At 53.8% G+C, this 12,061-nt stretch carries 11 protein-coding genes and 1 rRNA gene; 7 read left to right on the plus strand and 5 right to left on the minus strand.

Annotated elements, in window-relative coordinates; translation table 11 throughout:
• The first annotated feature begins 119 nt into the window (after nt 1-119).
• Nucleotides 120-1,448: an ATP-dependent RNA helicase SrmB gene (gene srmB / locus ACOTX4_RS09295; protein WP_003860725.1), complete on the plus strand. Its 1,329-nt coding sequence runs from the start codon at nt 120-122 to the stop codon at nt 1,446-1,448.
• 52 nt (nt 1,449-1,500) lie between these two features.
• Here the strand turns inward: srmB and grcA are convergent, their stop codons facing one another.
• Nucleotides 1,501-1,884: an autonomous glycyl radical cofactor GrcA gene (grcA, locus tag ACOTX4_RS09300; protein WP_003860727.1), complete on the minus strand. Its 384-nt coding sequence runs from the start codon at nt 1,882-1,884 to the stop codon at nt 1,501-1,503.
• A gap of 315 nt (nt 1,885-2,199) precedes the next feature.
• On the opposite strand from grcA, the gene ung reads away from it, so the two are divergent.
• The gene (gene ung / locus ACOTX4_RS09305; RefSeq protein ID WP_003860729.1) at nt 2,200-2,889 is read left to right on the plus strand and encodes a uracil-DNA glycosylase; all 690 of its coding nucleotides are present in this window, start codon (nt 2,200-2,202) and stop codon (nt 2,887-2,889) included.
• A 39-nt stretch (nt 2,890-2,928) separates the two neighbouring features.
• Here ung and ACOTX4_RS09310 read toward each other — a convergent pair whose 3' ends face one another.
• Nucleotides 2,929-4,014 carry a tRNA/rRNA methyltransferase gene (locus tag ACOTX4_RS09310; protein ID WP_023314680.1) on the minus strand — a complete coding sequence of 362 codons (1,086 nt, stop codon included), beginning with the start codon at nt 4,012-4,014 and terminating at the stop codon, nt 2,929-2,931.
• 204 nt (nt 4,015-4,218) lie between these two features.
• On the opposite strand from ACOTX4_RS09310, the gene trxC reads away from it, so the two are divergent.
• From trxC to ACOTX4_RS09335, 5 genes are all read left to right on the plus strand, one after another.
• Nucleotides 4,219-4,638 (plus strand): thioredoxin TrxC, encoded by a 420-nt coding sequence (trxC, locus tag ACOTX4_RS09315; protein WP_003860733.1) that lies wholly within the window; start codon nt 4,219-4,221, stop codon nt 4,636-4,638.
• Between the two features lie 70 nt (nt 4,639-4,708).
• Entirely contained in the window at nt 4,709-5,407 is a 699-nt protein-coding gene (gene tapT / locus ACOTX4_RS09320; RefSeq protein ID WP_003860734.1) for a tRNA-uridine aminocarboxypropyltransferase, read from the plus strand.
• 35 nt (nt 5,408-5,442) lie between these two features.
• Nucleotides 5,443-8,106 (plus strand): bifunctional acetate--CoA ligase family protein/GNAT family N-acetyltransferase, encoded by a 2,664-nt coding sequence (locus ACOTX4_RS09325; RefSeq protein ID WP_022651672.1) that lies wholly within the window; start codon nt 5,443-5,445, stop codon nt 8,104-8,106.
• Nucleotides 8,107-8,215: 109 nt separating this feature from the next.
• A complete protein-coding gene (pssA, locus tag ACOTX4_RS09330) occupies nt 8,216-9,571 on the plus strand; it encodes a CDP-diacylglycerol--serine O-phosphatidyltransferase (RefSeq protein WP_045330531.1) in 1,356 nt (451 codons plus the stop codon).
• Nucleotides 9,572-9,616: 45 nt separating this feature from the next.
• Entirely contained in the window at nt 9,617-9,940 is a 324-nt protein-coding gene (locus ACOTX4_RS09335; protein ID WP_003860739.1) for a YfiM family lipoprotein, read from the plus strand.
• On the opposite strand, the gene ACOTX4_RS09340 is transcribed toward ACOTX4_RS09335, so the two are convergent.
• The 3 genes from ACOTX4_RS09340 to rrf form a co-directional block, all read right to left on the minus strand.
• Complete coding sequence (locus ACOTX4_RS09340) at nt 9,937-11,244, minus strand: MFS family transporter (protein ID WP_003860741.1); 1,308 nt, start codon at nt 11,242-11,244, stop codon at nt 9,937-9,939. The two genes, ACOTX4_RS09335 and ACOTX4_RS09340, sit on opposite strands and share 4 nt — an antisense overlap.
• A gap of 151 nt (nt 11,245-11,395) precedes the next feature.
• The gene (locus ACOTX4_RS09345; protein ID WP_006811623.1) at nt 11,396-11,848 is read right to left on the minus strand and encodes a DUF4385 domain-containing protein; all 453 of its coding nucleotides are present in this window, start codon (nt 11,846-11,848) and stop codon (nt 11,396-11,398) included.
• 128 nt (nt 11,849-11,976) lie between these two features.
• Nucleotides 11,977-12,061, minus strand: a 5S ribosomal RNA gene (gene rrf / locus ACOTX4_RS09350); the annotation flags it as partial.

The raw sequence follows: 12,061 nt of genomic DNA on the forward strand, positions 1-12,061 counted from the left end.
TCTGAGTGAAACTGGAGTAGCATAGGGGAAAGCGAAGTGGTCGAAAAGCGATATCCATACAAACAGATGAAGATTACAGCCGTAACGTCTATAATCAGCGCCCCACACAGAGGTAGAACATGACTGTAACGACTTTTTCCGAACTTGAACTCGATGAAAGCCTGCTCAATGCCCTTGAGAGCAAAGGCTTTACACGCCCGACCGCCATTCAGGCCGCGGCCATTCCGCCTGCGCTTGAGGGCCGCGATGTGCTCGGTTCTGCGCCAACCGGCACGGGGAAGACAGCAGCCTACTTGCTGCCTGTGTTGCAGCATTTGCTCGACTTTCCGCGTAAAAAATCAGGCCCGCCGCGCATTTTGATCCTGACCCCGACCCGTGAACTGGCGATGCAGGTTGCCGAACACGCGCGTGAGCTGGCGGCGAACACCCATCTGGATATCGCGACCATCACCGGCGGCGTAGCGTATATGAACCACGCCGAAGTGTTCAGCGAAAACCAGGATATCGTTGTCGCGACGACAGGCCGTCTGCTGCAATACATAAAAGAAGAGAACTTCGACTGCCGCGCAGTGGAAACGCTGATTCTCGATGAAGCTGACCGCATGCTGGACATGGGCTTTGCCCAGGACATCGAACACATCGCGGGTGAAACGCGCTGGCGTAACCAGACAATGCTGTTCTCGGCAACCCTTGAAGGGGATGCCATTAAAGATTTCGCCGAACGTCTGCTGGAAGATCCGGTGGAAGTGTCCGCTACGCCATCGACCCGTGAGCGTAAGAAGATCCACCAGTGGTACTACCGCGCAGATAACCTTGAGCATAAGGTTGAGTTGTTGAAACACCTGCTGAAGCAGGAAGAGGCAACCCGTACCATCGTATTCGTGCGCAAACGTGAGCGCGTGCATGAACTGGCAGAAATGCTGCGCAATGCCGGTATCAACAACTGCTATCTCGAAGGTGAAATGGCGCAGGTTAAGCGTACCGAAGGGATTAAGCGCCTGACCGATGGCCGCGTGAATGTGCTGGTTGCCACCGACGTTGCCGCGCGCGGGATCGACATCCCGGACGTGAGCCACGTGATCAACTTTGATATGCCGCGCAGCGGTGATACTTACCTGCACCGTATTGGTCGTACCGGCCGTGCGGGCCGCAAAGGTATTGCTATCTCTCTGGTAGAAGCGCACGACCATTTGCTGCTACAGAAAATTGGCCGCTACGTTGAGGAGCCGCTGAAAGCTCGCGTGATTGACGGACTTCGTCCGACCACACGTGCGCCGAGTGAAAAAATGACGGGTAAACCGTCCAAGAAAGCGCTCGCGAAACGTGCTGAGAGAAAAGAGAAAGAAAAAGAGAAGCCGCGCGTTAAACAGCGCCACCGCGATACCAAAAATATTGGTAAGCGCCGTAAGCCAAGCTCTGCTGCGTCAGAGACAAAAACGGAAGAGTAAAAAAAAGCCGGGACATTCCCGGCTTTTTTATTCCACCCCCAAAGCTGAAACCTTACAGGCTTTCAGTAAAGGTACGCGCGATAACGTCGCGCTGCTGTTCCGGGGTCAGAGAGTTGAAACGCACCGCATAGCCAGACACACGGATGGTCAGCTGCGGGTATTTTTCCGGGTGCTCAACGGCATCCATCAGCGTTTCGCGACGCAGGACGTTAACGTTCAGGTGCTGACCACCTTCCACGCGTACTTCTGGCTGCACTTGCATTGGAATTTCACGGTATTCAATTTCGCCCAGTTTGCTCACCGGAACGATTTCGTCTTCCGCAAAACCTGCTTTCGCTACTACACAGCGCGCTTCGTTTTTCTCGCTGTCCAGCAGCCAGAAAGAGTTCAGCAGATCGTCATTTGCAGCTTTAGTAATCTGGATACCTGTAATCATGTGTTGCCTCCCTTAGGCTACATTAACTGATGCTGGCCTTTTGCGGCCAATTGGTAAAACCATTGTTTGTTGTGTGTATATATAACATTCAGACCCGGGTGATTTATTGATTTAAATCAACAAAACCACCAACCACACAAAGAGTGTGGTCTGTATTTTTTGTTTTAGATCAATTTTAAAGGGTTACTAATTCAACTTATCCTGCCTGGTTTTCAACATAAATTGAGTCACTTAGCCTGCTTTTCCGCGGGTAATTTTGCTCGTTGGGGTTTAACAGGTAAGCTAGACACAGAATGAGATTCGCAGGAGAGCGAGATGACAACACCTTTAACCTGGCATGACGTGCTGGCTGAAGAGAAGCAGCAGCCCTATTTTATAAATACCCTCAGTACCGTTGCGGCTGAACGGCAGGCCGGCCAGACAATTTATCCGCCGCAGAAAGATGTGTTTAACGCCTTCCGCTACACCGAACTGAGCGATGTAAAGGTGGTTATCCTGGGGCAGGATCCGTACCACGGCCCCGGGCAGGCTCACGGACTGGCATTTTCCGTGCGTCCGGGCGTGGCCATCCCACCTTCTCTGCTGAATATGTATAAAGAGCTGGAAGGAACGATTCCGGGTTTCACCCGCCCTAATCACGGTTATCTGGAAAGCTGGGCGCGCCAGGGCGTGCTGTTGCTGAATACCGTATTAACCGTCCGGGCGGGTCAGGCACACTCCCACGCCAGTCTGGGATGGGAAACCTTTACCGATAAGGTTATCAGCCTGATCAATGAGCATCGTGAAGGCGTCGTGTTTTTACTCTGGGGTTCGCATGCCCAAAAGAAAGGGGCGATTATCGATCGTCAGCGTCATCACGTGCTGAAGGCGCCGCACCCGTCGCCGCTGTCTGCGCATCGTGGTTTCTTTGGCAGTAATCATTTTGTTCTGACGAATGAGTGGCTGGAAAAGCGTGGCGAAAAGCCGATTGACTGGATGCCTGTGTTACCGGCAGAGAGCGAGTAGGGTTTGAATGTGCCGGGTCAGGCCCGGCACATAAAAGGCTTATGCCTTGTTCTGACGCCACCATTCCGCCAGCAGCACGCCGGTCGCAACGGATACGTTCAGGCTTTCAACGTTGCCAGTGCCGTCGATAGAGACGCTCAGGTCAGCGCTGGAGAGTGCCGCATCAGACAGACCATCGCGCTCCTGACCTAACACCAGCACCATTTTGCGCGGCAACGTCGCTTTAAACAACGGCGTAGCGGCACGGCTTGAGGTGGTGACAATGGTGTAGCCCGCGTTACGGAATTGTTCAAGGGCTTCCAGCACGCTGTCGCCGGTGATCGGCTGAACGTGCTCTGCACCACCTTCCGCGGTACGAATCGCCGCACCGGATTCCAGCAGCGCGGCATCCTGCAACAGAACGCCTTTCACGCCAAAGTGCGCGCAGCTACGCATCATAGCGCCCAGGTTATGCGGGTTACCAACATCTTCCAGCGCCAGCACGCAGTCATCGGCATCCGCCTGGCTAACCCACTGCTGCACGGTAGTGCCGTTACGTTTTTTGATCAGGAAGCAGACGCCGCCGTGGTGTTCTGTACCGGACGCTTTTGTCAGCTCGGCATCGTCAACCACGTGGTAGGCTTTGCGGTTCGCCGCCATCCAGCGCAGCGCTTCTTTAAAGCGCGGGGTCACGCTCTGGATAAACCATGCACGAACGATACACTCCGGGCGGCTCTGGAACAGGGCCTGACAGGCGTTCTCACCGTAGACACGGGTCTCTTCCGCACGCTGACGACGCAGCACTTCCGGATCGATAAAGCTTTTTCCGCTGATACCGCCGTGATCGGCTTTTTCGGTCGTCTCTTCACCGGGCGCGCGAGAAACGGTACGCCATGGCGATCCACCGTCGCGGACAAAATCATCGCGTTTGCGATCGTCACGCTTACGGTCATCACGTTTGCGGTCATCGCCGCGGTTATTTCTGTCATCGCGGGCGGGGCGACGGCCACCGTCTGCACGAGAAGACGCCGGACGCCCGCCACCTTTTCCGGTACGCGGATTTTGGGTGCGTTTATCAGAGTCATCATCACTGCGGACATACATCACTTTGACCTTGCCGCTTTTGTTTTTCATTTCGTCGTTCATGCTTTTCTCCACCAGCGCTGCGCGAAGCGCGCAGATTACCCGATGTGCAAGCTCATAGCCATAATTTCGTACAAAAGCCTGTGACTATTGTTCCCATTGAATAAAACGCGTTGTCGTTTCATACAGGCTCACTGATAATATGTAACATATCAGAAACATTATCGGCGTTCTGCCGTTGTTCCACGGCTCTATCAGAGGTTAGTTATGAATACCGTATGTGCCAACTGTCAGGCTTTAAACCGCATTCCGGACGATCGGATGGATGACGGTGCGAAATGCGGGCGTTGTGGCCACGAATTATTTGATGGCGATGTCATTAACGCGACGGGTGCTACGCTGGACAAACTCCTCAAGGACGATCTGCCTGTTGTGGTCGATTTCTGGGCACCGTGGTGCGGCCCCTGCCGTAACTTTGCGCCCATCTTCGAAGACGTAGCTGAAGAGCGCAGCGGGAAAATGCGTTTTGTCAAAGTGAATACCGAAGCGGAACGTGAACTCAGCGCCCGTTTTCGCATTCGCAGCATTCCAACCATTATGATTTTCAAAAATGGTGAAGTGATCGACATGCTCAATGGTGCAGTACCAAAAGCGCCTTTCGACAGCTGGTTAAACGAATCCCTGTAACATTCGCGGGGCATATCTTGTGCCCCGTTCTCTCCTCTGCGAAAATGGGGTTTTTCCTGCCTTTTCGCCCATGACTGATAACGCTGTACTTCAATTACGCGCCGAGCGCCTTGCGCGCGCCACCCGCCCTTTTCTGGCCCGAGGCAATCGTATTCGCCGCTGCCAGCGCTGCCTTTTACCGCTGAAAGTGTGTCTGTGCGAAACGCTTGCGCCGAGCGAGGCGAAAAGCCGCTTTTGTCTGGTCATGTTCGATACCGAACCGATGAAGCCCAGCAACACAGGGCGTTTGATCGCCGATATTCTGCCCAACACCGCAGCGTTTCAGTGGTCGCGCACTGAGCCACCTCAGGCTCTGCTCGACCTGGTGGCAAGCCCGGACTATCAGCCCATGGTCGTTTTCCCGGCATCATATGCAGGCGAACAACGTCAGGTACTTACGGCGCCACCATCCGGTAAGCCGCCGCTGTTTATTATGCTCGACGGCACCTGGACCGAAGCAAGAAAGATGTTTCGCAAAAGCCCTTATCTTGATGCGCTGCCGGTGATTTCCGTCGATCTGTCGCGTGTTTCGGCCTATCGCTTGCGTGAAGCGCATGCCGACGGTCAATATTGCACCGCTGAAGTCGCCATAGCGCTACTGGATCTGGCGGGCGATACCCAGGCGGCCGGCGCGCTGGGCAGTCACTTCTCCTGCTTCCGCGAACGTTATCTTGCGGGAAAAACCGTTCATAAGGGTAGTGTCACAGCAACTGAGGCAGAAAGCGTTTAAAATCATCAGGTCGCTTGCATTCACAGGAGGCCTGCATGAGCCAGAGAGGGTTAGAAGCGCTACTCCGTCCGAAATCCATTGCCGTTATTGGCGCCTCGATGAAACCGGACCGCGCAGGGTATCTGATGATGCGCAATCTGCTGGCTGGCGGATTTAACGGCCCGGTCATGCCCGTTACGCCCGCTTATAAGGCGGTACAGGGGGTGCTGGCGTGGCCGGACGTGCAAAGTTTACCGTTTGTTCCCGACCTCGCCGTGCTCTGTACGCATGCGAAACGAAACCTCGAATTGCTTGAGTCGCTCGGTCAGAAAGGCTGTAAAACCTGCATTATTCTTTCCTCGCCTCCTGAACAGCAGCCCGAACTGCTGGCCTGCGCCAGCCGCTACCAGATGCGCATTCTTGGTCCAAATAGCCTCGGTCTGCTTGCGCCCTGGCAAGGGCTGAATGCCAGTTTTTCCCCGGTTCCGATCCGTAAAGGCAAACTGGCCTTTATTTCGCAGTCGGCTGCGGTATCCAATACCATCCTCGACTGGGCGCAGCAGCGTGAGATGGGCTTTTCCTATTTCATTGCCCTCGGCGACAGCCTGGACATTGACGTCGATGAGCTGTTGGATTTCCTGGCGCGTGACAGCAAAACCAGCGCTATCCTGCTCTACCTTGAACACCTGAGCGACGCCCGTCGTTTTGTGTCGGCGTCGCGTAGCGCATCACGTAATAAACCGATTCTGGTCATCAAAAGCGGGCGCAGCCCCGCGGCTCAGCGCCTGCTACATTCCCGTTCCGGGATGGATCCCGCATGGGATGCAGCGATCCAGCGCGCCGGTTTACTGCGGGTACAGGATACGCACGAGCTTTTTTCCGCCGTCGAAACGTTAAGCCACATGCGCCCCCTGCGCGGTGAAAAGCTGATGATTGTCAGCAACGGTGCAGCTCCCGCCGCCCTGGCGCTGGACGAGCTCTGGCTACGCAACGGCAAGCTGGCCACGCTGGGTGAAGAGACGCTCCAGCGCCTGCGGGATGCGTTACCGGGAAGCGTTGTTCCCGATAATCCCCTCGATTTGCGCGATGATGCCAGCAGCGATCGTTACATTAAGGCGATCACGATTTTGCTGGATAGCCAGGACTTTGATGCGCTGATGATTATCCATTCGCCCAGCGCGGTTGCGCCAGGCAGCGAAAGTGCGCGTGCGCTGATTGAGGCGGTCCGAAACCATCCCCGCGGTAAATACGTTACCCTGCTGACCAACTGGTGCGGCGAATTCTCCTCGCAGGAGGCACGGCGTCTGTTTAGTGAAGCCGGGTTGCCAACCTACCGTACCCCAGAGGGCACCATTACCGCGTTTATGCATATGGTTGAATACCGCCGCAACCAGAAGCAGCTGCGTGAAACGCCTGCCCTGCCGGGCAATCTCACCGCAAATTCGGTGGATGTGCACAGGCTATTGCAGCAGGCCATCGAAGAGGGCGCCACTTCCCTTGACACACATGAGGTACAACCCATTCTTGGCAGTTATGGAATGCAAACCCTGCCCACCTGGATTGCCGGCGACAGCGCTGAGGCGGTACATATTGCTGAGCAGATTGGTTATCCGGTCGCGCTGAAGCTGCGCTCTCCCGATATTCCGCACAAATCGGATGTGCAGGGCGTCATGCTGTATCTGCGCACCGCGACAGAAGTACAACAGGCCGCGGATGCCATTATCGATCGCGTAAAAATGACGTGGCCACAGGCCAGGATCCACGGCCTGCTGGTGCAGAGCATGGCCAACCGTGCAGGTGCGCAGGAGCTGCGCGTGGTTGTCGAACACGATCCGGTTTTTGGTCCGCTCATTATGCTGGGTGAAGGCGGCGTTGAGTGGCGGCCAGAAGAACAGGCGGTTGTCGCGCTTCCCCCTCTGAACATGAACCTGGCGCGTTATTTAATTATTCAGGCCATCAAAAGCAAAAAAATCCGCGGGAGAAGCGCTCTGCGGCCGCTTGATATCGCCGGATTAAGCCAGTTTCTGGTGAAGGTCTCCAACCTCATTGTTGACTGTGCGGAGATCCAGCGCCTGGATATTCACCCCCTTCTTGCCTCCGGAAATGAATTTACCGCCCTGGACGTGACGCTGGATATTGCGCCCTATATCGGTGACCCGGAAAGCCGTCTCGCCATTCGTCCTTATCCTCTTCATCTGGAAGAGTGGGTGGAGATGAAAAATGGGGAGCGGGCGCTGTTTCGCCCTATCCTGCCGGAAGACGAGCCGCTGCTGCGGGCGTTCATCTCGCAGGTGACGAAGGAAGATTTGTACTATCGCTATTTCAGCGAAATCAATGAATTTACCCATGACGATTTAGCCAATATGACCCAGATCGACTACGATCGAGAAATGGCGATTGTGGCGGTCCGCCGTTCCGGAGCGGGAGAGGAGATCCTCGGCGTGACGCGTGCCATTTCCGACCCGGATAATGTGGATGCCGAGTTTGCCGTACTGGTGCGTTCCGATCTTAAGGGTTTGGGGTTGGGCAGACGGCTGCTCGAAAAACTCATTGGTTATACGCGCGATCACGGATTGTCACGCCTGAATGGCATTACTATGCCAAACAATCGGGGTATGGTGACCCTGGCGCGGAAGCTCGGTTTTGACGTTGATATCCAGCTGGATGAAGGCATTGTCTCTCTGTCCCTCAGCCTGACTTCGACGGATAAACAAGAGTAAGCTGCTGGAAATGTTACCCACTTTTACCGGCACTGGGGTATCATTGTCCGCTTATGTTGTTTGCCTGGTACAGACAACCCTTCAATGAACAGAGAAGAAACGCACTGTGATGTTGTCAAAATTTAAGCGTAATAAACATCAACAACACCTTGCTCAACTACCGAAGATTTCTCAGTCAGTTGATGATGTAGAGTTCTTTTATGCTCCCGCTCATTTCCGGGAGACGCTTCTTGAAAAGATTGCCAGCGCTACGCGACGTATTTGCATTGTGGCGCTCTATCTTGAACAAGATGAAGGTGGGCGTGCGATCCTGAACGCGCTCTATGAAGCGAAACGTCAGCGTCCGGAACTGGATGTTCGCGTGCTGGTTGACTGGCACCGTGCTCAGCGTGGCCGTATTGGTGCGGCTGCCTCGAATACCAATGCTGACTGGTATTGCCGCACGGCCCAGGAAAATCCGGGGATTGATATCCCGGTGTATGGCGTACCGGTGAATACCCGTGAAGCGCTTGGCGTTCTTCATTTTAAAGGATTTATCATTGATGACAGCGTCCTTTATAGCGGCGCCAGCCTGAATGATGTGTATCTCCATCAGCTCGATAAATACCGCTACGATCGCTACCATCTGATCCGCAATCCGCAGATGGCTGACATCATGTTCAACTGGGTTGATAAAAACCTGGTTCATGGTCGGGGTGTGCACCGTCTTGACGATCCTCATCGTCCGAAAAGCCCGGAAATCAAAAACGACGTTCGCTCCTTCCGCCAGGAACTGCGCGATGCGGTTTATCGTTTTCAGGGTGATGCCAGTAATGAAGAACTGTCCGTTACGCCTCTGGTAGGCCTGGGAAAATCCAGCCTGCTGAACAAGACCATCTTTCATTTGATGCCGTGCGCTGAGCATAAGCTCACCATCTGCACCCCGTACTTCAACCTTCCCGCCGTTCTGGTGCGTAATATCATTCAGCTGTTGCGTGATGGTAAAAAGGTGGAAATCATTGTCGGGGATAAAACGGCAAATGACTTTTTCATTCCGGAAGATCAGCCTTTCAAGATCATCGGCGCACTGCCTTATCTCTATGAGATTAACCTGCGCCGCTTCCTGAGCCGTTTACAGTACTATGTGAACACGGACCAGCTGGTTGTGCGTCTCTGGAAAGATGAAGACAACAGCTATCACCTCAAAGGGATTTGGGTGGATGACGAGTGGATGCTGCTGACCGGTAATAACCTGAACCCACGCGCCTGGCGTCTGGATCTGGAAAACGCCATCCTTATTCATGATCCTCAGCATGCGTTAGCCGCGAAACGCGATCGTGAGCTGGAGCTTATACGCACGCATACCACCGTGGTTCGTCATTATCGCGATCTGCAAAGCATCGCTGATTATCCGGTGAAAGTTCGCAAGCTGATTCGCCGTCTACGTCGGATCCGTATTGACCGCCTCATCAGCCGCATTCTGTAATACACGAGCCCTGTCATCGACGGGGCTTTTTTATGGAGTCTGTTAATGCGTACGCCTTTCCTGATAATCCCTCTTTTCCTGACCGGTTGCAGCCATATGGCTAATGATAACTGGTCGGGTCAGGATAAAGCTCAACACTTTCTGGCGTCTGCAATGTTGTCCGCTGCGGGTAATGAGTATGCGCTGCACCAGGGGTATAGCCGGGATCGAAGTGCCACAATGGGCCTGATGTTCTCCATCAGCCTGGGGGCATCAAAAGAACTTTGGGATAGCCGCCCCTCGGGAAGCGGCTGGAGCTGGAAAGATTTTGCCTGGGACGTAGCCGGGGCAACAACCGGCTACGCCGTCTGGCAGATGGCGCATTATTAAAGGCGGATCCCTTTTCCTTTACGATGCAGCATCAGGGAGACAATAAACGCCAGCGCCCCCATGATGGTGACATACCAGAAGAAGGTCGTTTCACTGCCCCATGACTTTAGGGATAGCGCGACATATTCTGCTGATCCGCCAAACAGGGCGTTAGCGACCGCATAAGAGAGGCCTACGCCCAGCGCCCTCACCTGTGCGGGAAACATTTCCGCTTTCAAAATGCCACTGATTGCCGTGTAAAAACTAATAATAATAAGTGCCACCATAATCAAAGCGAAAGCGGCATACGGAGAGGTTGTATGCTGTAGCGCCGTCAAAAGCGGAACAGTCCCCAGGGTGAGCATGCCACCAAAGATCAGCATGGAGGTGCGGCGACCTATTTTGTCCGACAGCGCGCCAACAATCGGCTGGATGAGCATAAAGACCAGTAACGCCACCGTCATGACGACACTCGCAACGTTAGCATGCATGCCCGTCGTGTTGACCAGATATTTTTGCATATAGGTGGTGAAGGTATAGAAGCTTAGCGAGCCTGCGGCGGTAAAGCCTAATACCATCAAAAATGCTTTGCGGTTACGCCACAACCCTTTCATCGAACCGGCTTCTTTCAGCGCCCTGACCTCCTGCTGGGAGGTTTCATCAAGCTGACGGCGTAACCACAGCGCCACAACCGCCAGGGCGGCCCCCAGGGCAAACGGGATGCGCCAGCCCCAGGCGCGTAAATCTTCATCGCTAAGGATTTGTTGAAGGATCACCACAACCAGTAACGCCAGTAGCTGTCCGCCAATGAGGGTTACATACTGGAATGATGCATAGAAACCTTTGCGCCCTTCAACAGCCACTTCGCTCATGTATGTCGCGCTGGTGCCGTATTCGCCACCCACTGACAGCCCCTGGAACAGACGTGCCAGCAACAGCAACGCCGGTGCCCATGTTCCGATTGTGTCATATCCGGGCAAGCAGGCAATCACCAGCGAGCCGACGCACATCATGCACACAGAGATGAGCATGGATGTCTTGCGCCCTTTCCTGTCCGCGATCCTGCCGAACAGCCATCCGCCAATGGGACGCATCAGGAACCCGGCGGCAAAAACGCCTGCGGTTTGCAGAAGCTGCGTTGTGGTGTTCCCTGATGGGAAAAAGATATGCGCAAAGTAGAGTGAACAGAATGAATAGACGTAAAAATCAAACCACTCTACAAGGTTCCCCGATGAGGCTCCAACAATTGCCCAAACCCGACGGCGAGTATCCTTGCCTGCTAAACTTGTGTTATCCGTATCTGCACTGGCTACGGTTTCTGTCATTTTAAAATCCCCTGTCTCACATTGCGGGCCATTGCCCACAAACAGTAAAACCGGATTTAAAACGAATCGTTAGGTAAATAAAATGTTTCCAATATGTTTCATTGGATTTTGTGAACTCGATCAGGTATCGAATTATTAGCGGACGTAGTAATTATCCCCACGCTTGCTGGTGAGCCTTTTTTCGCTGCAAATAATCTTCATCGGCACGAATTTTATCCCACCACGTTTTGAATACCGCAGCGGCCTCTGCTTTTACTGGATCGTGATCGAGGGGTTTGACCTGGCGCTTCTCATCATACTTTTTTCCGCCTTTATGATTGGCGTATCGCCGGGCACGGGTGTATCCCATCTGTATGAATTTACGCGCCATATCCATACCTACAAAATCGTTATTCCTGCGGTACTCTTCAAAGAGGGCGTAGATCTCTTCTGCCGAACGCGCTGCGACTTCAGCATTTTTATAACGCCAGTGTGGAAGGATTTCGCTTTTATAAGGCTCGACCATCAATACGCCCTGCTCACCCCGGCCCACCTGATACCGTTCGGGATGTTCGCGAAAATTAATATTGGCAAAATCTTGTTGATAATCAAAGGGACGAGTCAAAGCGGCACCATTGTTAAAATTGTTTTAACAATTGTAGGCCGGATAAGGGGAAGCCGCCATCCGGCATGTTTTCCGCGCCCAAAGCAAAAAACCCCGTACCTTACGGTACGGGGTTTTTCTTGTTTGATGCCTGGCAGTTCCCTACTCTCACATGGGGAGACCCCACACTACCATCGGCGCTACGGCGTTTCACTTCTGAGTTCGGCATGGGGT

Origin of the sequence: Enterobacter cloacae complex sp. IR5459 (genome assembly GCF_049238005.1) — a bacterium.
In the GTDB taxonomy this organism is placed as follows: domain Bacteria; phylum Pseudomonadota; class Gammaproteobacteria; order Enterobacterales; family Enterobacteriaceae; genus Enterobacter; species Enterobacter hormaechei_C.